This is a genomic window from Ruegeria sp. YTSA072 (genome assembly GCF_059610285.1).
Genome location: NZ_JBXWNI010000004.1, coordinates 243881 through 267222, shown reverse-complemented (window position 1 = coordinate 267222; position 23342 = coordinate 243881). Strand labels below are relative to the sequence as shown.

Genomic DNA, 23342 nt, shown 5'->3' with positions numbered 1-23342 from the left:
AGTTTTTGCCGCCAAAAAGGAACAGTCGGATATGGACGCCATGCTTGATACCGAGGGCAAAGAGACATCAGCCACTCATGGTGCGTATCGAAGGCTGCGCGAAATGATCCTGACCGGCGAATTGCCGCCCGGACAAAAACTTAAGATCGAGCAGCTCCGCAGCCTTCTGAACACTGGCGCAAGTCCAGTTCGCGAGGCTCTTAGCCTCTTGACCTCGGACATGTTGGTCGAACGGATTGACCAGCGCGGGTTTAGGGCTGCGCCAGTGAGCAAGTGTAACTTCGAGGAAATTCTTCTGTTGCGCTGCAACCTCGAGGAAACCGCGTTGCGCGCTTCCATCGCCAACGCGGATGCCGCATGGGAGGATCGACTTGTTTTGCGTCACCACCATATGAAAAAGGCCGGCCAAAATGGGGCGCACGACTTTGAAGACGCTCATAAAGCGTTCCACATGGCGTTGTTGGACAATTCGAAACTGCCGTTGCTATTGCGATATTGTTCGCAGCTCTACGACCTGAACATTCGCTACCGCTACCTGGCGGCGGGCGGTTCGAGCTATAAAAAGCGGGACATCGCCGCCGAGCATCATCACATTCTGGACGCCGCATTAGATCATGACGCAGACAGCGCGACCAAGCACTTGATCGATCACTACCGTCGAACGGGTGAGTACCTGAGCAGCCAGATGGATTCCTGAAATGCAACGGAATTGGTTTCTGGGCGATCTATTAAACCAATTGCTGGACCGTCCTGACAAAAGGCGTGGCAAGGATGACAAACGATCCATTGCTGAACTTTGCGAGGCGCTTTTGTCCGCAGAAGGTGAGGTATCGGGCTTCACGCTCGCGTCCACCATACTTGACCGCTACCAGACCCTGGATGACGCGGGAAAACTGGACTTTTTTGTCTACTTGAATGACCAGCTTGAGTTAGACGCAGAAAAACTCGCTGACACGGCGCGCCTCTATGCCAATGATCGAAGTGTCGATCTATATCAAAAGCTTAGTGAATCCGCAGAACCCAGGCGGCAAGAGTTATTGCGTCGGCTGAACCAGCCGTCTGGTGCGACGCAAGAACTTGTGGCTATGCGCGTTGATCTACTGCGATTTCTCAAATCTGATGCCGAACTCAAGCGAACCGATATTGATTTTGTCCATTTGTTGCGAAGCTGGTTCAATCGAGGCTTTCTTGTTCTCAAGCAAATCAGCTGGGATACGCCTGCCCGCGTTCTGGACAAGATCGTCGCATATGAGGCGGTTCACCAGATCAACGATCTGGACGACTTGAGGCGCAGGCTCTACCCACCTGACCGTCGTTGTTTTGCGTTCTTCCACCCTTCGATGCCCGATGAGCCGCTGATTTTTGTCGAGGTGGCCCTTACAACTGAAATCCCGGGCGCGATCGATACGCTTTTGTCTGAAGCTCGAGAACCGATTGAAGCCGAGCAGGCAAAAGTCGCGGCGTTCTACTCCATTTCAAACTGCCAAAAGGGTTTAGCAGGAATCAGCTTTGGGAACCTGTTGATCAAACAGGTTGTGACAGAACTTTCGCGAGAGCTAAGAGGGCTTGATACCTTTGTGACCTTATCGCCTATTCCGGGCCTTAGCCGTTGGCTGGCCGGCGAAACAGAACATCCAGAGCATGGCCATACCGCCGAGGCCGTAATGGCAGCAACGGCCTCAGCGCAGGACGTGTGCGCGATGGCCGCCCGGTATTTGTTGCTTGCGAAGCGCGAAGATGGGATGCCGTTAGATCCCGTGGCCCGCTTTCATCTGGGCAATGGTGCTGAACTTCATGAGCTGCACGCTGACGCAGATCAGTCGCCAAATGGGCGCGCCCAGTCTGGAGGCGCGATGGTCAACTACCTTTACGATTTGAACAAAACAGAACGTCACCACGAAGAATTCGCGACACGTGCCACGATCCAAGCCTCGCGTTCAGTTCGTGCGGCTTCAACTGCGGCGCTTGCGATCAAACCAAGGGAAAATACAGCGTGACCAATACCCTCTACGACAGCTTGTTTGCCCGCCACGAGGGCAACACGGCTCCATTCCTGCAACTCGATGATGGCAAGGTGGTTTCCTATGACGCGTTTCTGAAGCGCGCCGCACAGATCGCGCATGTTTTGCGGAACAGTGGAGTTTCTCGTGGGGATCGCATCGTCGTGCAGGCCCCCAAGCTGGCTGATACGATTGCGCTCTATGCTGCTTCGGTTCAGGCAGGTGCTGTCTACCTGCCACTTAACACTGCCTACACCATGGCAGAGTTGGACTACTTCATCTCTGACGCTCAACCGGCGATGATCGTTTGCGACAGCAACGATGAAGTCGAAATCGAAAAATTGGCAACCCGATCTGGCGCAAAACTGCTGACTCTCGGCGGCGATAGTCCAAGCCTAAGCGTAGAGGCTGACGCACAACCCTGCGTATTCGAAACCGTGGATCGCGCACCGGACGACCTTGCGGCTTTGCTATATACATCAGGCACTACGGGTCGTTCGAAGGGTGCAATGCTAAGTCAGCGAAACCTGCTGTCCAATGCCCAAGCTCTTGTGGATTTGTGGGCCATCACCAACGCCGATCGCCTGCTTCATGCGCTGCCAGTCTTTCACACACATGGGCTTTTCGTGGCGATGAATACGTCATTACTCGCCGGTGCCAAAGTTCGACTTATGGAAAAATTCGACATTGGTATGATCTTAGAAGAGTTGCCCCACTCGACCCTTCTGATGGGTGTCCCCACTTTCTACACCAGATTGCTGGCGGATGACGGTTTCACCAAAGAAATCACAAAGAACATGCGTCTATACATTTCCGGTTCAGCCCCATTGCTGGCCGAGACCCACCTAGCGTTCGAAACGCGCACCGGCCACCGCATCCTTGAGCGCTATGGAATGACCGAGACGAACATGAACACCTCGAACCCCTATGACGGTGAGCGTCGCGCAGGAACTGTCGGCTTGGCGCTTCCCGGCACCGAGGTGATCGTTACCAATCCCGAAACTGGAGAACCGCTGCCCCGGGGCGAGGTTGGAATGATCGAAGTACGAGGGCCCAATGTTTTCAAAGGCTATTGGCAGATGCCCGAGAAAACCACCGAAGAGCTGCGGGCAAACGGGTTCTTCATCACCGGCGATCTGGGCCAGTACAGCGAGGATGGCTATCTGTCGATTGTAGGTCGGTCAAAAGACCTGATCATCACTGGTGGTTACAACGTCTATCCCAAAGAAATTGAAGACGTCCTGAACGACATTGATGGTATCCTGGAATCGGCAGTGTTTGGCATTCCCGACGCTGAATTTGGCGAAGCTATCATTGCCACTCTGGTCGCTGAGCCCAGCGCGCAACTTGACATGGAACAGATCGCAGAGACCATCAAAGGCAAGCTGTCGCGCTTCAAACATCCGCGTCGCTACGAAATCGTCCCGGACCTGCCGCGTAATACAATGGGGAAGGTTCAAAAGAACGTTCTGCGCGAACAGTACGCGCAAAAAGAACTGCCAATGGGTGTGTCCTAGCAGCCCGCTGAAAAACGCAACCAAATCACGACCCTTTGATCTGACAACCTCTCACTTCGAACTGCCTATTCATAAGGAGATTCACTATGACCCGTATGACGGCAAAAGACTTCGACCAGGAACTTCTGGACCTGTACGACTTTTACGCGCACGGCAAAATCACCAAGCGCCAGTTCCTGGACCGCGCCGGTAAGTTCGCGGTTGGTGGTTTGTCAGCGGTCGCGCTGCTGAACATGCTCAGCCCGAACTACGCGCTGGCCGAGCAGGTATCCTTCAACGATCCCGATATCCATGCAGACTACATCACCTATCCCTCACCAAATGGAACCGGTGATGTCAGGGGCTACCTTGTCAGACCGGCCGGTGTGGATGAGCCCTTGCCAGCAGTGCTGGTCATCCACGAAAACCGCGGCCTTAATCCCTACATCGAGGACGTGGCGCGCAGATTGGCGAAAGCCGGGTTCATGGCACTGGCCCCCGACGGACTGACGTCGGTGGGCGGATATCCTGGCAACGACGCGGATGGGCGCGAGCTGCAAAAGACAGTGGACCGGGTCGAGTTGATGAACGATTTCTTCAATGGGTTCGAATACTTGTTGAACCGAGATGATTGCACTGGGAAGGTAGGCGCTGTTGGTTTCTGTTACGGCGGCGGTGTGGTCAGCGCAATTGCCGTGGCCTATCCCGAACTGGCCGCTGGTGTCCCGTTCTACGGGCGCCAGCCAGCGGCCGAAGATGTGGCCAAAATTCAGGCGCCGTTGCTTGTTCAGATGGGAGAGCTAGACGAACGCATCAACGCGGGCTGGCCAGATTTTGAGACTGCTCTAAAAGCCAACGATAAGGTTTACGAAGCCTATATCTACGAAAATGCCAACCACGGCTTTCATAATGACAGCACGCCACGATATGATGAGGAGATGGCAAACCTGGCTTGGGACCGGACCATTGATTGGTTTAGTAATTATCTGAAGTAACTGCGGGGAGCTGCGATGCCAACCATGCGTTGCTATCGCGTCCCCGAAACCCACAGCTCACCAAGAACAAATCCCGTGAAGCCCGAGCACTTTGACTTTCGTAATCAGAGAGACCATTGGGACCCTTGGTCTGTAGACAGTGTAGAACCCATTGCGTCATCAATATCGATAGATGACTTCATTGACAAATTCCGCAATTATTGGATGCCTGATCGCGGCAGTCGGCGCCAATACCGCCTACATCGACCCCGGTTCGCCTTGGGAGACCGGGTATTGCAAAATTTTCAATACCCGGTTTCGCGACGAGTTTCTGAATGGCGAGACCTTCTACAGCTTACCGAAAGCGCAAATCCTGATTGAACAATGGAGAAAATACTACAACCCAAAACGACCACATAGTACCTTGGGCTACCGCCCGCCGGCCCCGGAAACCATCGTACCGATGGAACCCAGGCCGATCATGAACTATCATTCAAACTGGACCACTCCAGTGGGGCTGATCACCCGCGCAGGTGGATACGGCCCGCTTGTACCGGCTAGCTCGGAATCGGATTGCAGTTTTTTTCTTTCTCCTAACCTACGTTCTGCGCGGCCGATGCGGTGTCGCCGGTCTGCGCCACGGCTCCGAAGCAACATTGTTTGAGTGTTATCGAGGTCATGGGCTCTGAATGAGTTTTTCCATCTCAATGGTACTAAAAACAGTTTTAATTGTTCTTTGGCTTTGGATATTCCTTTTTTAAGGGCCGCGAACTCGGGAGAGATCCATGGAACTGCAAGACATTGTCGACTTGAACACCTTTCCAATTGATGACGCCGAATTTCGGACGGCCTGTAAGAAAGAGTTCGACCACACCGGCGTTTTCCTGATGCCGGGCTTTGTTCAGAAAGACGCAATTGATGCCGTCCGGGATGAAGGCCTTGCCAACAAGGTCAAAGTCTTCAAGTCGACCAAGCAGCACAATGTCTATCTGACCCACAAGGATGAAAGTTTCACCGATGATCACGCGCGCAATCGGCTTGTGACGTCATCCAAAGGATGTATCACCGACGATCTGATGCCGTGGGATTCGGCCCTGCGCACGCTTTACAACGCCCCGGTTTTTCGCAGTTTTTTGTGCGACGTCCTGGGCGAAGAGGCAATGCACGAATATGCCGACCCGCTGTCCTCCATCAACCTGCACTTTGCCGAGAAGGGCGAGGAGCTTGGCTGGCACTTCGACAATTCGTCTTTTGCGATCACGCTGATGGTGCAAGCGCCAGAAAAGGGAGGAAAATTCGAGTACATCAATGCCGTTCGCGATGCCGACGCGGGCGAGATGGGGTTTCAGAAGGTTGACGAAATCTTGGACGGAAAAATACAAGCAGAAACTATCTCTGTTGAGGCCGGGACGTTGGTGTTCTTCCGTGGCCGCAACTCGATTCATCGGGTGACACCGAACGAAGGGGACCTGACGCGCATTCTGGCGGTTCTGGCCTACAATGCAGAGCCTGGCATCGAGCTTTCTGAGGCAGCCCGAATGACATTTTATGGGCGGCTGAACTGAAAAATACTTAATCCAATCAGCTCGCCTCACGAGGTGAAGCGCATCACGCAACTTGAAAGTCGTCCTTCGTATTACGATCATCATTGGGCACTATGGGCTCGTTCGGGACTTTCTGCTGATACACTCTAAATGGCTACTCAAAGACAAAACCGGAATTTGAGCGCTCTTCTATTAACATCTCCTTCTGTTCCAATTGCTTCAAACTTGATCTTCATTTTGGAGCTTGCAACTCTGCACAAATCGCTACTCTAAGAATAAAGGGGTTGCATCGTGGATCGCAGAACGTTCACCCACATGTTGGCGACACTGCTTTTGTGCCCGCCGACGCTTCTCCGAGCAAGGCAACCGCAGCACGTCACAGTCGTTGGGACAGGCATTGCCGGACTGTCCGCCGCATATCACTTGGAGAATTCAGGCATAGACGTTCAGGTTCTGGAGGCCGCCACAGTGTGGGGTGGTCGCGTGAAGCGACTGTCAGGTTTCACTGACGTTCCTCTGGACCTCGGCACCAAGTGGATTCACTACGAGCCGACTGTCTTAGGTCGCATCGTTGGTGAGGGCACTACGGATCTTGAGGTTCAGGCAATTGATTATAGCCCGCAGACCTTTCAGTTCTAGCACAATGATAGGTTGAATAATTTCAATGCGCTCCGACATGCGTATGAAGAGGTTAAATTCCTCGACACCACTTGGTACGGGTTCTTTGAGAAGTTTGTTCTTCCGCGCACAGGCGGAAAAGCTGAGTTCAATGCCACTGTCTCGCAAATTCGTTCTGATCGGGCTGGTGTTTCCGTGCATTTGACGGATGGTCGCAATATCGTAATCGACAAAGTCATTGTTACGGTGCCACTCTCTGTTCTTCAGCGCGGTCAGATTTCTTTCACAAAAGATCTGTCACCACCTAACTTGCCCGAATTGCAAAACATCGATTTCGGAAGCGGTTTCAAAGTTCTCATGAAATTCAAAAAACACTTCTACCCAGACGTTTTGCTTGAAGGGTCGCGAATAAGTGTTCTGGCCGATACCTGATCGTCAAAAATCTACTATGACGCTGCTTTTGGAAAGCCAACACGTCAGAACATTATGGTTTTGTTCACGGTCTCAGATGGTGCTTAGCCACGCGCCGAACTTGCTGACAGCGCCCTGATCGATAGTGTACTTTCCGAGCTGACTGAGTTCTTTGGCCCCATCGTAAGGCGCACATTCATCAATGGTGTCGTCCAAAACTGGAGCCAAGAGCCCCATATTATGGGCAGCTATTCGATGACAAATTACAGTGACCTCTCCATAGAAGATATCCTTGCGCCGGTTGAGGGCCGGGTTTTCTTTGCCGTGGAAACCCTCGGTGGAGAGGCGCAATCAACCATTCACGGCGCGGCGTTTTCAGCAATCACCGCTATCAACCAGCTTTGGGCATCCACTCTTCCGGTTTCAGCGCCAAGCCTTGTAGCGACATAGTTCATTGAGTTGCCTGGCGCTCTTTTTCCGGCCAGAATTCATCCACTACGACATACGCAATGATTACAAAAAAGGCCGCACTGGCAACTTGTAAAACTCGAGTGATGCTCTTGACGTCAGCCTCGTCTGAAAACGGCGCAACCGATCCGCCATATACGATCAGGGCCGTTGTAATAGCAGACCCGGCAGCGGCGGCGAGTGGGGCTTGAGATTTTCCAAGTGCTCCGAGAGTCAGGCAAAAGAAAAAACAGAGCAGAATGGGCGTCAGAATAACCGGAGCTATTACATTTATTTCATAGCAAATGATGGATACTGCCGCCCCAAGTAGGTTTGCCGTCAGCATGGCCTTTGCAACAGTTTTACCCGCAGCAGGCATCGCCGCAAGTTGTTGGCTTAGGAGCGCGACAAAGAACAAAACCAGCAATGCAGACGCGCCGGAAATAAAAAAAGCCATAGCAAACGGCACTGTGACAAGAGACATCCGGACAATTCGGCGATGTGGGTCGAAACTCACTTGCGACACAGCTTTCTTTTGAGCCGCTGTTTGAGGTTCAGCGGGTATCAACACGAACATCAACGTCGATACGAAGCCTGCAAATAGCAGGTTCAACGGTATCCAATACACGAGCACCAAAGCCAGGTCCTGTGATTGCAGAACCAGGTTCGGAATCATCAATGCCCCCATGAGAGCTATGACACCTGGTAAAACTCCGGCGCCTGAAACTGACCACATGAAAGACAGGATTATTCCAATGGCCACCAGCATAAGAAATACAAGCGGATATGGTGAGAAGATTGACGACAACAGGAACGAAATGAACATCAACCCAATGGAGAAGACAAAGAGCTTGGCAAATGCTGCCAAAGGCAATGCGGCAGGTGCTTGCAGAAAAAGGGCGGCGAACACCGCCCCAATGACGGCGAGGGGCCACCCAAGAAACAGGCCCAATGAAAAGACGCCGGTGACACCCACCGCAAGCCGGGCGACAGAGCGTTGGTCCTCAGTACGCATAGGACAGTATTGAAACCACGCGGATGTAGGTGCGGCCTACTAAGTTCAGCAACGAGTTGTCACTTAGATACATGATCACATCGGCCTGACCGTTCAGCTGAAAGCGAAGGTCATCTTCGGTGCTTCCTGCTTCATAGCCGGGCAAAACGATCCTGACTGGGAATCTCTCAGGCTCCCGCAAAAAACCTTTAGTGCTTGGCGGGCTCGCCAATTGTCCGGGCACATCACCGCCACTTAAGGAAACAGCCGCACTAAAGCTCTCAATGACACCCGGAATAATCTGGCCCGGATGCATGTCCAACACTACATCAACCGGAGACCCGATCGAGGCTCTTCCTAGGTTGTTCTCGGAGAAATACGCCTCGATCCAGACGTCAGTCGCGTCCAGAAACGTCAATAGATCCTGGCCGGATCGCGCATATGTTCCGGGGGCTATCAGCAAGTTAGAGATGACACCTGTCGCCGGAGCTCGTAGTACAGTCCACTCAAGGTTTAGCTCTGCATCTGCCAAGGCGGCCAACGCGCGCTGGATTTTCGGGTTTTCAATCCCGTCGTCACCAAGCCTCTGTTTTGCTTTTTCCAGATCCGCTTTTGCATTCTCATAGTTTGCTTCGGACTCTGCCAGTTGCCCTCGCGCATCATCGGCCTTTGAGACGGCAATCAACCCTTTCTTTTCGAGCGCAAATACGCGTTCCGTTTGAATGCGCATCGTATCCAGATCGCTCTGCGCCCTTGCTAGTTTAGCCTGTGCCGCTCTTACCTCTGCCGAAGATGCGCCCACTTCCTGAGTGGCCGCTTCGAGATCAGCTTCCGCTTTGTCGCGCTGAATCTCGTAGGGTCGCGCGTCGATCCGGACGAGGACATCTCCGGCCGAGACTATCTGGCCATTTTCGACCAGTACGTCAGTCACAGTGCCTGTCACCTGCGGGACGATCTGGGTCGCCACGGCTTTTACTCTGGCGTTCCCGGTAAATGGCGTTTTCCGATCAGCGACCAAATACCAGACAAGAAAAATCAGAATGACAGCCAGGGTTGTCCATATTGTCTTCCTCATTTCGCCGCACCTTCAGCAGTGCCCTCGGCTTCGGGCGAGGTATCAATCCAAACCTTGAATAGCTCATAGAAAACAGCGAAGAGAACCGGCCCCATAAAGACGCCGATCAAACCGTACGCCATCATACCTCCGAGAACACCGATGAGGATGACCAACATGGGGGTCTCAAGGCCTTTTGAAATGAACACGGGTCTTAGAAAGCTGTCCATTATCATGACGGGAACGGCCAATATGGTGAAGATCAGAGCAGTTCCGCCGGACATGGAACTCCATGCGTAAATAATTACCGGTATAAGAACCAATCCGGGCCCGATTTGGATAATCGAGAGTATCAGGCAGATAAATGCCAGCGTGGCGGCCGAAGAAATCCCAAACAAAGCCAATAGTATCCAAACGCAGACCGCCTGAATGGCTGCTACGCCAATCACGCCTTTTGTAACGTTCCGAATAGTTGCGCCTGCCAGCGTTACGAATTCACCGCCTCGCGGCGCGAAGACACGGTTGGCAAAGCGCTGAAGACCCTGGACCAAACTTGGCCCGGGGCTGAACAACGCCCCCATTATCAATACGGACAAAGCTAAGCCCAGAAGCCCGATGCCGATGCCCAACACCTTTCCAAACAGCGACTTGGTGATCTCAAGGATTTGCGCGCCATATTTCGTAAGCGCGCCGTCAAGATTGCGCTCAAACATTCCCCAGACATCGGAAATCTTGTTTCCAACCAATGGCAATTCCTTGAGACCCTCGGGCGCAGGTGGGACTTTCAGCTCCCCCTTGTCGGCCTGTTCCGCAAACTCGGACCCTAGTTCTGCAGCACCAGACACCGCAGTCGCGACTGGCCCCAGGGTCAGAACAAGGCCCAACAAAACCAAGATCGTCGTGGCAAGTTTTTTCCGCCCTCCCAGCTTGGACTGAAGCCAATCAAATGCCGGGTATAGCGCCACACAGAGGATTGTTGCCCAGATAACCACACTTGCAAGCGGGGCCACCATGACCAGAGCGCTGTAGAGGAATAGTCCGAGAAAGAGCAATCGTATCGCTAGATCGACAATCTTTGCGTCCTGAGTCTTTTCCATTCCATCCCTCCATGTGTTTTTCGAATGTTACACTCAAAAAACATAATATGTATATTTTTTTGAATTTTAGTGATCATCTATCAGCTTGAAGACACAAATGAATCCGGGGCAAGGCTTGAGAGGCCCAGTCAAACCAATGTCTGGGCGTAAACTCGATTTGGTCAAATTGGGATAATCTACTTATCCGCTTTTTTGTCGTCCTGGGACAAGATTGTATCTGCCACTGTTGTCGCCGCCGTCACGAAGACACCGAGGCCCACGATGATGTAAATCATTGTGAATATCTTCCCCGCCGCAGTTTCAGGTGAGAAGTCACCAAACCCTACGGTCGAAATTGTCACGACAGAAAAGTAGATTGAGTCGAGCCAACTCCAACCTTCGACAAAGTGATAAAAGACCGAGGCCCACAAAATCATTCCAACTGTGAAGGCAAGAATGCCTTTCACTCTACCGTCCTTGAAAGCGACGCCTATCCCACGTGTTATTCTGGTTAGTGAATTCATCATGTCCTCATCGTTTGATGAATTCACACATAGCAGTAATTAGATAAATATGGAAAACCAGAGGCACTTGGCTGCCTGTCGGTTGCAGCTTACGTCGTGCCGCAATGGTCAAAGCTCATGCTGCACATCCATTTTGGCTAGTAAAACTCTCTTCGAGCCAGCTGTTAAGAAACCGGGCGTGCAACACTAGCCGATCGTTTGTCATTTACCCGCTTCTTAGCGGTTCGACTAAACAGGCGAGAATATCAGCTATATGGTCAAGATCATTCAGGCTTCAGATCATTTACCGACCATATATTCCATTAACTTAATGATTAAATGGTCTAGGCTGCCCATTGGATGAATCGGAATTTTAGGAGAAGAACGTGCGATACGTTGCAAAAGGTATTTTGATTTGTTGCGCTGTCGCGTTTGTCGCTGTGTTTGCAGCTTGGCTTTTCCTGTCTTCTGCGTTGTTTTCCTCGGTCAGGACTGCTTTCGTCGAAAACCTGATCTCCAAGAAACTTGGCCAGGAGGTTAGAATTGAAGATGAAGTGCGTCTGGGTATTGGCCGGCAATTGCAGGTGTCAGCGGCAGGGCTGGAATTACCCGGTTCTCCGAATGCTGATGTGAAACTTGCAGCAATCGATGAGATCGAATTTGAAGTTTCCGCGCGCGACCTTTGGAACAGTAAACTGTCACTGAGTGGTCTTTCACTCACAGGTGTTCATCTGAACCTAATCACAGACAAAGACGGCTTCGGAAACTGGCAGTCCATTTCCCAAACGGAAGCTGAAGCGGGGAAACCTGCAAATTCCCCGACGCCGCTGTTGGCCGGAATTCTAACGGACCGCAAAATTGATCTGACTGATATCGCCATTCTTTATCAGAACGATTTAAACGGACTTGAGTTGGATCTGCAGCTTCCTGAGCTGCTTTTAAAGCGCGATACGGAAACCGACGTCGCGACGGCAGTCGGGGCCGGTTCGCTGAACGGAGAGAGGTTTGATCTGAACGCGACATTCCCCGCTGAAGACCCGTTTCAGTTGGCGATGAATTTCGAACAGATTTCGATTGTCGCCGAGGAAGTCCCTCAAGAAAACGGTCTGCAAGTGGCAACGACCGTGGAGATTGCCGAACTTGGCCAGCTTCTCGATATCCTGAAGCTCAATCGCGTTTTGGAAGGTACAGGGAACATTGGTGCAACGTTCAAATCAGTCGACGGTGTAGCACGAATTGACGACCTATCGGTATTGGCTGAATTAGATGGCGGGCAAAGCCTTTCGTTGACGGGGCAGATCGGGGAACTGGGAAATCCGGAAGACGTATCGTTGACAACCCGCATTCGGTTGTACCCTGAAGATGCTGAGCCAGCCCCTGCCGCATCGCGATATGATCTTAAACTTATCGCGGTCGACATGGTTATCGACAGCGTGCCTGGGCAGGTGCCGCAGCGACAAATGGTCATTAAGACCAACGGTTTCACGTTGGACACGTCCGGCGAAGGCCCGCCCCCGATTAAGTTCTCCGAGCTTTCCAGAACACCAGAAGGCGCTTTAAGGGTCGGAAGCATCAACCTGAGAATTGGGAACCCCGCCGATCCGTTTGTCATTTTGAACGGTTCGGTCGATGACGCGCTTCAGTTGCAAGGCATATCAGCAGAAGGCCTAATGGATATACCGGCAAGCAGTTTGATCTCGCCAGAATTGGCGGGACCAGACGACCAGCTTGGCAGGTTTTCCGGTGACTTCCATTTGATTGGAGACATCAATCAGCTTTCGCTGACGAATTTGGATGGAAAGACAAGCGATACGGACGTCTGGAACCTTGAGGTGCATGGCACTGTCAAGAATGTACTTAAATTCGAGGACCTGGATTTGGCAATTGATGTCGCAGTCCCATCCGGGGCAGACCTTTTGGAGGCGCTATCACTTGAACGTGTGGAAACCGGGCAGGCTCGCCTTGAAATCAACCTCGTTAGCGAAGGCACCGATTGGAACGCCAGTGCCAATGTTGAGGTCGCCGACTCTATCTTGCAGATTATGGCCGATCTTGATGATGCAACAAGCGACCCGGTGCTGCAGGGTTCCATTGAGAGTGACCTGATAAAGATAGATCAGATCCGAACTATCGTTCAGGCTGCCGCACAATTGCGGAAAATTGGCGGCCCTGAGCCGGAAGAGAAAGAAGCTAAGCAAGAAGACGAGGGCGACCAAGGTGCGTTAAGAGATGTGACGCTTAAACCAATTGGGCGTTCAGTTCTCTTGTCCGGTATGGATATGGATGTCGACATTGACCTTCGGCACATAGAAGGTGCCAAAGGAATTAGCAGTTTGCAGAGCGAACTGACGCTCACCGAAAATGAGCTCAAGGCCGGACCTTTGAAGTTTGAATATGGAGGTGCTCATTTCGACGTCAGCGGGCAGATGGATCTATCGAACGACGCGCATCTGCTCACTTTGACAGGCAAGGCAGGTGGCTGGCAGCTGGATGAAATTCTTCACAGCCTGAACTTCAAAAAAGGCGCAAGCGGTACGATCTATGCAGATTTTTCGGTGACCGGCGGAACCGATTCACCCAAGCATTTTGCAAACAGCATGAACGGCAACGCCACAGTTTCAATGCGCGACGGTTCGATCGAGACACAGCTCTTAGATCTGGCAGGACTAGGGGTGCTACCTTGGGTGTTTACCAAAGAAAAACAAAAGGTTGCCCCGATCGTATGCTTGCGCGCGCCAATTAGTATCTCCAATGGAAGTATTTCGACGAAACAAACCACATTGGAGACAGACCATGTCCAAGTTGTCGTCTTTGGCGGTGTTGATGTGGCGGGCAAGGTTTTGGACCTAAATCTGCAGCCCCGCAAGATTGGCGAACCTCTTTCGAAGAGCCCCTGGCCCGTGACTTTGAAGGGCCCGCTAGCTAAGCCGAAGATCAAGGTCAAAGACGGCCCGAAGCGACTTAAACGATCAGATGGTGCGGACAAAATGCCTGCCAAAAGAAAACTCTGCGTCCCGGATATTTTGCAACTGCAGTAATGGAGGAGGCAGTCGGTTCAGGAACAAATCTAGAGTTCAAGAAAGATGACAATGTTCCCAAAAAGGGGATTCTACTTTGGGGCCTCTCCCGATATTTGCCGTACTTTAGACAAAGGGCTGCATTTGTAGAATTCAGCCGATGCGATGTTAAACCTTTGAGTCGCAAATGGCAGTGTTTGTGCGCCCCAGAAAATTACGTCTGCTACCACAGACATTCCTGCAATGCACAGAACCAGTCAGATGAGGCTCAAAGCAACCATTGACCGCAAACTAGACTTTATCACTAAAAAAGGCCTCGAGCGACGTTTACAAGGAATTGGTTTTTCAACTACGACACGCTCGCAATCAGAAAGAGAAGGTTACACCAACCAGTGGTCCTGTTTGCATGACGTCATAGGCGAATGTCCCATCGGACCGTTCCGTCTCATAGTCGATTTCGTAGTGCCGCCAACCGAAACGAATAGAGGTATTTTCCCAAGCTTGATAGGCGAAGCCCAGCGAAACACGCCAGTGGGAATTGACATTTTCGCCACCTAGGCCTGCATCAGCCGCGGCAACCAAGAACCAACGGTCCGAGAGCTCCCACGTGCCACGAGCGCCAACAACTGCTTCGGTCCATGTTTCAGTCCCGCCAAGAGTGACGCTAGGTCCCATAGTGGAAACGTCAGCCTCCTGCTTCAGTTCGTTGTAGCGAAGCCCAGCTTGCAGATCGACGGAATACCGGTGATCGTTCTTGCCATAAACCCCATTTGCAACTTTGTAACCGCCCAAAAATCCGATCCACGATTGCTTAACATCGAGGTCAACGTCAATGTTCCCAGCCGGAAGCGGGATGGATTGTTCGGTCCCTAGCTTTGCGTAGTTTGCGTCGACTATGAAACCCCAGTTCCCCGTCCAACCTTCGTATTGTGCCGAGATACCGAAGTCTAAGAGTTCCAGCGCGTCTTGAAAATCCAAATCAAGATCGACGCTGGTGTTTGCAATAGTCGACGTCCCGGTCAGCGATTGTGGAAGAAAACCGTAGACAGTCACGCCATGTCGCCAGTCTTCAGAAAATGAGAGGGCCACGGGTTCGGCCTTTGCGGCTGAGGGTAACACTATGCCGAAAACAGCAGCGATAAGAGCCAGAGTTTTCGGGGAGAAAAAGAAAGCAAGTTTCATCGCGTTCGGTCCTTCAATCGCGCAAGTTCTAGATAAACCTGACCGGGCAGTGCCGGTCAGGACACTTGATCGGGGGCCTGCTTAATCCGAATTTCTAGTGAGATCTTGAGCAAAGAGGATGTTGTCCACGAGTTCCTTTGTTTCAGGTCGAAGGTTTTCAATTCCGCCATACAGTGGCCCATGCCCGGGAGGCATGTCAGGATAAAGCTCTTTCATGGCAAGATGGCGTTGGGCCATCAGACTGAAATTGGCGCCGAAACCTACTCCAATACGAATGGAGTCCTGCGGCCGATCCTCACGCGGGTTCTTGTATAGGTCATACATGGCAGCAAGGATCGGGTTTCCGCCAGGGGGTGGCAAATGCATCTTGTATTGCTGCTTGACCAGAGATCTCAACACAAACCCTTCGTAGACAAACACATAATCTCGACGCCCATGCGTTTCCCCGAGAAGCCAAAGCGCGGTTTGATCGACCCCGTCGATAATCCGGTCGCGTGGGATGCTCGCCTCGCCGTCGCCCAGCCGCGCAAAGGTACTGAACAGGTCAGATACGTGAGTGATATCTTTAACACGTGTCCCTTCCTCAATCATCCCGGGCCAGCGGACAAAGGCATTAACACGAACGCCGCCCTCCAGATGCTCGGTCTTGCCGCCGCGATAGATCCGGTCGGACTGGCCGCTCTTGTCGACGAACTCCATGAACGGGCCATTGTCTCCCATGATCACGATGATCGTATTGTCTGCTATTCCCAGTTCCTCGATCCGGGTCAGGATTTCACCGATGTAACCATCGACCTTGACGATAGCTTCTGCGACCGGTCCACCGTTCAGAGTTTGGGCCTGTTCGATATCAGTCCTGGTAAAGCTGATCGGGAACAACGGCCAGTACTGCAAGAAGAACGGCTTGTCGCCTTTTGCAAGCTTTTCCAGTTGATCTAGAGTGCTCTGCTTGTAGCGCTGCCCCATGGCGACATAATCGTCCTGCGAGAACTTCTGCCCCGGCTCCATGTGGACCTCTCGTATCGCTCCACCTTTTTCACCGACGGTTCCATAGACCATTGAATAAGGGTCGATGCGGAATGTGTCATCCAGCATCAGATCGGTAGAACGAAGCCTCAGATCGACACCATCAACATGTCCTTCGTTCAAAGCCGTCGAATTCATCAAGGCAAGTTGCGCCTGTTGGTGAATCGGATGTTCGGCATAATCGAAACCTTGGTTAATCGCATAGCTTTGTTCGATGTCACCCATGTGCCACTTGCCGATATGGGCCGTTGCGTAGCCATTTTCGCTCAGCACTTCCGCCAAGGTCACTTCGCGGTCTGCCAAACCCTCGCCCTCAGGCACCGCTTTGGCCTCATCGAAACCGGTCCGGACCGGGTGTCGCCCGGTCAACATGGCGACGCGGGTGGGAGTGCAAGACGGTTCGGTATACATCCGCATCATGGACATACCTTGGTCTGCGAAGTCCGTTATGTTTGGTGTCGAGTATCCACGTACCACATCCAGATCTGGCATTCCGACTTCGCCAAATCCTACGTCATCCAGCAGGATGTACAGTATGTTTGGGGGCTTGCCGCCGTTCTTTTCTCGAAACTCCGCCAGCTTGACGTCGATGTCTTTGTCTTCAGCTGCCCAGCGATTTCCGTGCTGACGTTCCAGAATTCGATACTCGGCGTCTCGAATGATCGAGCCTTCTTGAGCCCGAGCTATGGATGTCGACAAGGCAAGTGCGACCCCGCAAACCGGTACTAGGAATTGATTTAGACCTCGCATTTTGGCTCCTCTTTTTGTTGCATTGTGAAACGGTGTCCGCGGCGCACGAAAATCACCCGGGCGCTCCAAACTCTCTTGTCTGTTGTTCCAATTGACGCCGCTCTATTCAGTCGGCTTCGAGCTTTGCCAAAATTTCCTTCTTCAACCCTGCAAGGCTACTATTGAAGGCATCGTTCCAAACATCCTCTAGAGAGGATTTACATTGCCGGCTCGTCACCAAAAGTTCGAAATCTCTGCAAATCTCGTCAAGCTCAGCGTCCGTTTTTCGGCGCTTCTGAATTTTTTCTGCAAGTCCACCAAAATGCTTCTCGAATACTCTCATTTGCCTATCGAACCCATTAGCTCCCGCTAAAATCACATTACCTACCGCTGAAGCCAGTGGGAGTTTCACACGGTGAGAAAGGGGTGAAAATCCTTTCAATTTGACCGTTTATCAGTAGTCTGCTGGCATGGGTCCCAGGGAAACTACAGACAACAAACACCCGCATTGGTCGGGGCATCTGGAGTTGGAAGAAGTTCGTGAAGAGCTCAATCGTGTGCAGTCCAGTGAGCTTTTCACAGGCGCGAGTCGGCTCTCTGAATTGCTGGACTACATCGTAGAACAGAACCTTCTTGATCCCACACGAAAGCCACTCGCCAAAACAATCGCCGAGGATGTCTACGGCAGGCCTCCGGATCAAAATGGTGACAGCCATAACATCGTTCGGGTTGACGCTGGGCGTCTCAGGCGCCGGCTTGCACAGTATTTTGCTGGCCCGGGAAGAGACGACCCAATCCATATTCATATCGATCCCGGCGGGTATGTACCTCGTTTCGAACTCAAGTATTCTGCGGACGCTCAAACTGAGGACGTTGCGACAGAATTAGAACTCCATAGCAGATGGAAGAGCAGGCCGATTCAGATTGCCGTAAGCATCTTCGTGGCGCTTGCTGTCGGCTTGGGCTTGGGGATCACAATCAGTTCTATGGGCGGAAGCACGACCGACGTTTCTGAACAATACGAGACCTCAAATGATCCCACGCTGGAGGCAGAAAGGCGCGCACATCTGGCGAAGTCGCCGTCTAGCCTTCAAGCAGTGACGCTGTCAGATCAGGCGCGGAATTTGATTTTTCCCATGATTGAGCGGGCACAGCTTGAACTAGGTTTGGCTATGTTCCGCCATGCAATCGAGAAGGACGAATCCTACTTTGGCGGATATGCAGGTGCATCCCAGTGTTTGGCTGCTTTTGCGATTTTTGCACCAGACGGTCCTCAGCGTTCTGCGCTGCTCAAGGAGGCCCGCCATATGGCCAACCAAGCCGAAGTTCTATCACCTGCCAACTCATGGACGCAATCAGCACTGTCATGGGTTGACCTTGCCGAAGGGGATACAAAGCGAGCTATAGATCACGCAGACATTGCCTTGGATCTTGCCCCTAAGGACGGCAACGTCCTGGATTTCTATGCAATGGTCATGCTGGCGACTGGCGACTTTGACGCGGCACTCGCAGCGTCGACGAGCGACCGTCCTCGGACATCGGGCTTAGGACGATTTGCAAACAAGAGTATCTATGGCGCTGCAAGTTTTCACGCGGGAAAATACGAGCAAGCCATCGTCTCTCTCAATGCCGCCACCCGCGCCGGAGACCCGATTTCGGCTCCCACTTTGATCTACCTCGCAGCCGCGAATGCGGCGCTCGGAAATCAAGCAGAGGCATTGGCCTTGGAGGCAGACTTAAAGCAGAACTGGCCGACAATTGACACGATAACTCTCTTGGATCTCCTTTACATAAATCCAGAGCAGGTTCGCGCCATAACTGACCAATTAAAAACCATACATTGAAAGTCAGCTTTGCGAACAAAGCCGACGCTCATCGACACAACTTTCACTGCACTGAAATTGCATGACTAATTCTGTGCACACCAGAACAATTCAATGGCGGCCTCCAGCTCGAAAACACGATGTAGTTTCTGGTTCTTAAATCGGGGCATAGCGCGGCGCTGGATGAAAATTCTCTCACGGCATTGTTGCTTCAATACCCAGTAGTCGCCGATAGTGTTTAGCTTAGCCGCCGCAATCTTGTTGAGCGGGAGATACAATCAAAAACTGGATTTCAGTTGTTGGTGAGTCTAATCTACCCTGTTTAGGGAGGGGCGTGCATGAAACGAAGACTTGCTGCAATATTTGCAGCAGATGTCGTGGGCTACTCGAACCTCGTCCGCGCGAATGAAGAACGGACGTTAGAGCACTTGCGCGAACTACGGCAAAACGTCATCGAGCCCGCCTTTGCAAAACACGAAGGTCGAGTGGTCAAATGGATGGGCGACGGAGTACTGACGGAGTTTGCAAGCGCTGTCGACGCGGTTTCATGCGCCTACGATATTCAAAAATCCATCCATTCACGCAACGGAAACTTCCCAGTTGATGAGGAGATTATTTTTCGCGTCGGCATCAATATCGGTGACGTCGTCGTGGAAGGCGACGACATTCATGGCGATGGGGTCAACGTGGCCTCAAGGTTGGAGACACTTTCCGATCCTGGCGGGATTTGTATTTCGGCGTCAGTCCATGAACAAATCAAGCACCGCCTGAATGTGCATTTTCAAGACGCGGGTGACCAGCTAGTTAAAAACATCGTTGAGCCAATCCGCGTCTGGAAATGGGTGGGCGAGGCGAATGATGTCAAAACTATTCAAAAGCCCACATCGGATTCAGAATTAATTTCGGCCCCTAGCCTGCCAGACATTCCGTCTTTAGCTGTTTTGCCATTTGACAATATGTCAGGCGATGCCGAGCAGGAGTACTTCGCAGACGGCATGACAGAGGACCTGATCACCGACCTCTCAAAATTGTCTGGCTTGTTAGTTATCGGTCGCAACTCTTCTTTTGTTTACAAAGGCAAGGCAGTAGATCTGAGACGCGTCGGCAAGGAGTTGGGTGTGCACTATGTTCTTGAGGGCAGTATCCGTAAGGCAGGCAACCGGGTTCGCATGAACGCTCAGCTAATTGAAACAGCAAATGGAAGTCACGTCTGGGCCAATCGCAGGGACGGAACCCTGGAAGATGTTTTTGACCTGCAAGACGAGATTACAAGAGAAATTGTCGACGCGCTGTCTATACAATTGCGGGAAGGCGAGGAAAATCGTCTTGGCAGTCAATACACAAAAAACACTGAAGCGCGTGACTGGTTTCTTAAAGGCAGACTGCGCTATCGTGAACCGGGTCCGCAAGCCAACGCCGAAGCGCAGGAAATATTCACCAAAGCTTTAGAAGCTGACCCAAACTTCGCCTATGCGATGGCCGTTAGGAGCTACTTAAAATTCCATGCTTGGTTCTTCAAGTGGAACAGCCACCACAATGCGTTCGACGAAGCATTGGCTGAGGCCGAACGTGCCGCCAAGATAGACCCAAACCTTGCTGCCGCCCACGCGTTTCTGGGTTGGATGCATATGTGGGGCGATGGGTTCGAAAGAGCTCTTTCTGAGCATGAAACAGCCTTATCACTGGACCCTAATTCCTCTGATGGACATCTGTGGCAGGCTTCTTCACTTATCTACGCGGGAACACCGGAGTTGGCAATTGCGCCAATGGACCGGGCTATGCGGCTAGAACCACATACTCCGCCCATTTACCTTCTTAACTATGGTCACCTAATGTTGCAGCTTGACCGTTATGAAGAAGCTATCGAATACTTGCAGGCAGCAATACGAAACGCGCCTCAGTTTCCTATGAACTATATATTTTTGTCGGCGGTAAGAACGGCGCAGGGCAAATTAAAAGAAGCAGAGGAAGCCGGTTCGAGACTTCTCGAATTGATCCCTGTAGCTACGGTATCCACACTGAATTCCCAATTACCCTACGCAAAGGAAGAGCACAGACTAAAGATTGTGGCGGGCCTGAAAGCCGCAGGATTGCCGGATTTATGAGACGTAAAGAAGCCCGTTCGAGGCTCGATGCGGTCATTTTCTAAATTGTGGCAGATGTCTACGTTGAAGACATTGAAGACTTTTTCTTTGTGGCAAACAATCCTTACCCTAATGTGGTAGCAACACGACGTGACCTTCATCGGCTCTGCACTGGATTAATCAATATGGCAAAGCATACCGTCTATCATATCCCTGTATGCCCCTTTTCTCAGCGTCTTGAGATTCTTTTGGCGCTGAGAGGTCTGCAAGATGCTGTTGAATTCCGCGTCGTAGACATCACAAAACCCCGCGATCCGGAACTCCTAAGAAAAACAAGAGGAACAACCGCTCTACCGGTTCTTGAAACCGCTGAAGGTCAGATTGTAAAGGAAAGTCTGGTTATTCTTCGTTACCTTGATGAAGTACTTGAGGGGCCAAAACTGCGGCGCTCTGACCCTGGCGAACATGCAGTGGAGTCTATGTTGATTGCCAAGGAGGGTCCATTCACGATGGCAGGCTATGTCTATGTCATGAACCAGGACCAAGGGCAGAAAGATGCGCACAACGAAAAGCTGCTTGCACTGTACCGCGATCTCAACGACTTCCTGCTTGCCCACAATCCGGACGGAGTATTCTTATTTGATGAATTCGGATTAGCAGAGGCGGTTTTTACGCCGGTATTCAAGCGTTTTTGGTTTCTTGACTACTATGAGGATTTCGAATTGCCCATTGGCGACGATTATGCCCGTGTCAAAAAATGGAGGGCTGCCTGTTTGAAACACGCGGCGACTGAACAGGTGACGGAAGAAGAGATTCTCAAACTTTATTATGATTACGCACTGGGCGCTGGGAACGGTGCATTGGTGGACGGTCGAAATATGTCCAGCTTCACGTTTGAACCACATTGGAAAACCAGACCTATGCCTCCGCGGGACAAGTACTCTGGAACGGTTTCAGACGAAGAACTTGGTTTGGTTGTCGCCAATGCGGGACTAGGACCAGCCCCCACAAATTAGGCTTACCTAAATCCAACCTCCTGATGGCATTCATCATGGGTAAACGCTCGCCCTATGCAATCGGCTTGAGGAGGTTGGGAAGAACTCTACAAATCACTCTTTGCCTGCAGATCAAACAGAAGTTTCGTTAATGAAGCGAACGTGGAGCGGCAAAGTTTTTGGATTTTCTCAAAGTAATGTATGATCTCAAATTGTTGGGACTTTAAACGAGTATTTTATTGTTGACCGGTTCACACCCAACGTTGGGGGGACAAATTATGCAAAAACTAATCATAGCTATTTCAGCTATTTCTTTTCCGTTTGCGGCGATGGCCGAACCGAGTTTGGAACGTGGTGAATACCTCGTCCGTGGTCCTGCGGCGTGCGGAAATTGCCATACACCACAAGGACCAAATGGGCCTGATATGTCCAACGAGCTGGGCGGTATGATGGTTGAAAAGAACGAAATGATGGAGGCCTGGGCTGTCAACATAACACCCGGTAGCCGGGTTGCGGATTGGAGTGACGAAGAGCTTGCTCGAGCGATACGCGAAGGTATTCGTCCGGATGGTACGGTCATAGGACCGCCTATGCCGATCGGCTTATATCGCGGTCTGAGTGATGACGACGTCATGTCGATGGTTATGTTTCTCAGAACAATGCCTGCGAGTGGCAATGAGACGCCCGGTTCAACGTATGGCTTTCCACTTCCTCCGGACTACGGTCCGCCGATTGATACTGTTTCAGCGCCACCGCAAGGCGCAACTGTCGAATATGGCGCATATCTCGCAGGGCCAGTCGCGCATTGCACGGAATGCCATACGACATTCGGACCCAAGGGTCCTATGTTCGAAACTCATCTTGGTGCAGGAGGGTTCGAGTTCCATGGACCGTGGGGGGTATCCGTTGCTCCCAATATCACGAGCCACGAAGATGGGCTGGTCGGATATACGGATGAAGAGCTGAAAACCATGATCGTTTCGGGTAAACGCCCAGACGGAACACAAATGCAACCGCCGATGGGTTACGCCTACTATGCAACGATGTCGCCCGAAGATCTTGAGGCCATTGTGATGTATCTACACACCATCCCGCCTTTACCCGATCCCTAATTTTTCGCACGAGAGGGCGCAAGGCGTGGCACATCGTAGTACAGCAATGTGTTTGGCGTCTGGGGCCTCTGAGCGAGATATACCTTTGTGCCTTTGTGTAACTTTTGGCTCAAAACAGTCCACCGAGTGGTTTTGTTCAACGTCGTTTTTTGGACCGCTTTTGCGCAACGACAGGGCAAAAAAAAGAAAAGGCGTGGCTTCACGCTTACCTTGGGGCAAGCCAAGAGAAAGATTTGCAACGTAAGTGATTGAAAAAA

Annotated in this window: 18 protein-coding genes and 2 pseudogenes; 13 read left to right on the top strand and 7 right to left on the bottom strand. The window is 51.8% G+C overall.

Features of this window, described 5'->3' with window-relative positions; translation table 11 throughout:
• Window positions 1-31: 31 nt before the first annotated feature.
• The 8 genes and pseudogenes from AC2FIB_RS10270 (at window position 32) to AC2FIB_RS10235 (ending at window position 7493) form a co-directional block, all read left to right on the top strand.
• Complete coding sequence (locus AC2FIB_RS10270) at window positions 32-697, top strand: GntR family transcriptional regulator (protein WP_058273386.1); 666 nt, start codon at window positions 32-34, stop codon at window positions 695-697.
• Between the two features lies 1 nt (window position 698).
• Complete coding sequence (locus AC2FIB_RS10265) at window positions 699-1997, top strand: malonyl-CoA decarboxylase (RefSeq protein ID WP_496842003.1); 1299 nt, start codon at window positions 699-701, stop codon at window positions 1995-1997.
• Window positions 1994-3517, top strand: a complete 1524-nt coding sequence (locus tag AC2FIB_RS10260; RefSeq protein WP_496842002.1) for a malonate--CoA ligase — start codon at window positions 1994-1996, stop codon at window positions 3515-3517. The genes AC2FIB_RS10265 and AC2FIB_RS10260 overlap by 4 nt, the downstream gene beginning before the upstream one ends.
• Window positions 3518-3603: 86 nt before the next feature.
• Window positions 3604-4491, top strand: coding sequence for a YghX family hydrolase (yghX, locus tag AC2FIB_RS10255; RefSeq protein ID WP_496734520.1), 888 nt, complete (start codon window positions 3604-3606; stop codon window positions 4489-4491).
• Between the two features lie 211 nt (window positions 4492-4702).
• Window positions 4703-4942, top strand: a pseudogene (locus tag AC2FIB_RS10250) (integrase core domain-containing protein); the annotation flags it as partial.
• A gap of 313 nt (window positions 4943-5255) precedes the next feature.
• Window positions 5256-6035: a HalD/BesD family halogenase gene (locus tag AC2FIB_RS10245; RefSeq protein WP_496842001.1), complete on the top strand. Its 780-nt coding sequence runs from the start codon at window positions 5256-5258 to the stop codon at window positions 6033-6035.
• Between the two features lie 270 nt (window positions 6036-6305).
• Complete coding sequence (locus tag AC2FIB_RS10240; protein ID WP_496734517.1) at window positions 6306-6653, top strand: FAD-dependent oxidoreductase; 348 nt, start codon at window positions 6306-6308, stop codon at window positions 6651-6653.
• Between the two features lie 12 nt (window positions 6654-6665).
• Window positions 6666-7493: pseudogene (locus AC2FIB_RS10235) on the top strand (flavin monoamine oxidase family protein).
• Between the two features lies 1 nt (window position 7494).
• Here the strand turns inward: AC2FIB_RS10235 and AC2FIB_RS10230 are convergent.
• The 4 genes from AC2FIB_RS10230 to AC2FIB_RS10215 form a co-directional block, all read right to left on the bottom strand.
• Window positions 7495-8505: a DUF2955 domain-containing protein gene (locus AC2FIB_RS10230; RefSeq protein WP_496842000.1), complete on the bottom strand. Its 1011-nt coding sequence runs from the start codon at window positions 8503-8505 to the stop codon at window positions 7495-7497.
• The gene (locus tag AC2FIB_RS10225; RefSeq protein ID WP_282152383.1) at window positions 8495-9559 is read right to left on the bottom strand and encodes an HlyD family secretion protein; all 1065 of its coding nucleotides are present in this window, start codon (window positions 9557-9559) and stop codon (window positions 8495-8497) included. Before AC2FIB_RS10225 ends, AC2FIB_RS10230 begins: the two co-directional genes overlap by 11 nt.
• Window positions 9556-10635: an AI-2E family transporter gene (locus AC2FIB_RS10220; protein WP_496734507.1), complete on the bottom strand. Its 1080-nt coding sequence runs from the start codon at window positions 10633-10635 to the stop codon at window positions 9556-9558. Before AC2FIB_RS10220 ends, AC2FIB_RS10225 begins: the two co-directional genes overlap by 4 nt.
• Window positions 10636-10811: 176 nt before the next feature.
• Window positions 10812-11081, bottom strand: coding sequence for a potassium channel family protein (locus AC2FIB_RS10215; RefSeq protein WP_233493465.1), 270 nt, complete (start codon window positions 11079-11081; stop codon window positions 10812-10814).
• 422 nt (window positions 11082-11503) lie between these two features.
• Between AC2FIB_RS10215 and AC2FIB_RS10210 the strand changes: the two genes are divergently transcribed.
• Window positions 11504-14155 carry an AsmA family protein gene (locus AC2FIB_RS10210; RefSeq protein ID WP_496841999.1) on the top strand — a complete coding sequence of 884 codons (2652 nt, stop codon included), beginning with the start codon at window positions 11504-11506 and terminating at the stop codon, window positions 14153-14155.
• 345 nt (window positions 14156-14500) lie between these two features.
• On the opposite strand, the gene AC2FIB_RS10205 is transcribed toward AC2FIB_RS10210, so the two are convergent.
• The 3 genes from AC2FIB_RS10205 to AC2FIB_RS10195 form a co-directional block, all read right to left on the bottom strand.
• Entirely contained in the window at window positions 14501-15316 is an 816-nt protein-coding gene (locus AC2FIB_RS10205) for a hypothetical protein (RefSeq protein WP_496841998.1), read from the bottom strand.
• Between the two features lie 81 nt (window positions 15317-15397).
• Window positions 15398-17092 (bottom strand): sulfatase-like hydrolase/transferase, encoded by a 1695-nt coding sequence (locus AC2FIB_RS10200; RefSeq protein WP_496734502.1) that lies wholly within the window; start codon window positions 17090-17092, stop codon window positions 15398-15400.
• Window positions 17093-17198: 106 nt separating this feature from the next.
• Entirely contained in the window at window positions 17199-17414 is a 216-nt protein-coding gene (locus AC2FIB_RS10195; RefSeq protein ID WP_496734500.1) for a hypothetical protein, read from the bottom strand.
• A 184-nt stretch (window positions 17415-17598) separates the two neighbouring features.
• Here AC2FIB_RS10195 and AC2FIB_RS10190 point away from each other — a divergent pair, with 184 nt between their 5' ends.
• The 4 genes from AC2FIB_RS10190 to AC2FIB_RS10175 all read left to right on the top strand — a co-directional run bounded on the left by AC2FIB_RS10190 (window position 17599) and on the right by AC2FIB_RS10175 (window position 23085).
• A complete protein-coding gene (locus AC2FIB_RS10190; protein WP_496734498.1) occupies window positions 17599-18915 on the top strand; it encodes a tetratricopeptide repeat protein in 1317 nt (438 codons plus the stop codon).
• A 317-nt stretch (window positions 18916-19232) separates the two neighbouring features.
• Window positions 19233-20999, top strand: a complete 1767-nt coding sequence (locus tag AC2FIB_RS10185) for an adenylate/guanylate cyclase domain-containing protein (protein WP_496734496.1) — start codon at window positions 19233-19235, stop codon at window positions 20997-20999.
• A gap of 164 nt (window positions 21000-21163) precedes the next feature.
• On the top strand, window positions 21164-21994 hold the full coding sequence (locus tag AC2FIB_RS10180; RefSeq protein ID WP_496841997.1) for a glutathione S-transferase family protein: 831 nt from the start codon (window positions 21164-21166) through the stop codon (window positions 21992-21994).
• A 257-nt stretch (window positions 21995-22251) separates the two neighbouring features.
• Window positions 22252-23085: a cytochrome C gene (locus AC2FIB_RS10175; protein WP_496734493.1), complete on the top strand. Its 834-nt coding sequence runs from the start codon at window positions 22252-22254 to the stop codon at window positions 23083-23085.
• Window positions 23086-23342 lie beyond the last annotated feature (257 nt).

What these genes read in the sequence shown, in the direction of transcription:
- AC2FIB_RS10270 (WP_058273386.1), top strand. Translation starts at nt 32, where the DNA reads ATGGACGCCATGCTTGATACCGAGGGCAAAGAGACATCAGCCACTCAT.
- AC2FIB_RS10265 (WP_496842003.1), top strand. Translation starts at nt 699, where the DNA reads ATGCAACGGAATTGGTTTCTGGGCGATCTATTAAACCAATTGCTGGAC.
- yghX (WP_496734520.1), top strand. Translation starts at nt 3,604, where the DNA reads ATGACCCGTATGACGGCAAAAGACTTCGACCAGGAACTTCTGGACCTG.
- AC2FIB_RS10245 (WP_496842001.1), top strand. Translation starts at nt 5,256, where the DNA reads ATGGAACTGCAAGACATTGTCGACTTGAACACCTTTCCAATTGATGAC.
- AC2FIB_RS10230 (WP_496842000.1), bottom strand. Translation starts at nt 8,505, where the DNA reads ATGCGTACTGAGGACCAACGCTCTGTCGCCCGGCTTGCGGTGGGTGTC.
- AC2FIB_RS10225 (WP_282152383.1), bottom strand. Translation starts at nt 9,559, where the DNA reads ATGAGGAAGACAATATGGACAACCCTGGCTGTCATTCTGATTTTTCTT.
- AC2FIB_RS10220 (WP_496734507.1), bottom strand. Translation starts at nt 10,635, where the DNA reads ATGGAAAAGACTCAGGACGCAAAGATTGTCGATCTAGCGATACGATTG.
- AC2FIB_RS10205 (WP_496841998.1), bottom strand. Translation starts at nt 15,316, where the DNA reads ATGAAACTTGCTTTCTTTTTCTCCCCGAAAACTCTGGCTCTTATCGCT.
- AC2FIB_RS10200 (WP_496734502.1), bottom strand. Translation starts at nt 17,092, where the DNA reads ATGCGAGGTCTAAATCAATTCCTAGTACCGGTTTGCGGGGTCGCACTT.
- AC2FIB_RS10195 (WP_496734500.1), bottom strand. Translation starts at nt 17,414, where the DNA reads ATGAGAGTATTCGAGAAGCATTTTGGTGGACTTGCAGAAAAAATTCAG.
- AC2FIB_RS10185 (WP_496734496.1), top strand. Translation starts at nt 19,233, where the DNA reads ATGAAACGAAGACTTGCTGCAATATTTGCAGCAGATGTCGTGGGCTAC.
- AC2FIB_RS10180 (WP_496841997.1), top strand. Translation starts at nt 21,164, where the DNA reads ATGGCAAAGCATACCGTCTATCATATCCCTGTATGCCCCTTTTCTCAG.
- AC2FIB_RS10175 (WP_496734493.1), top strand. Translation starts at nt 22,252, where the DNA reads ATGCAAAAACTAATCATAGCTATTTCAGCTATTTCTTTTCCGTTTGCG.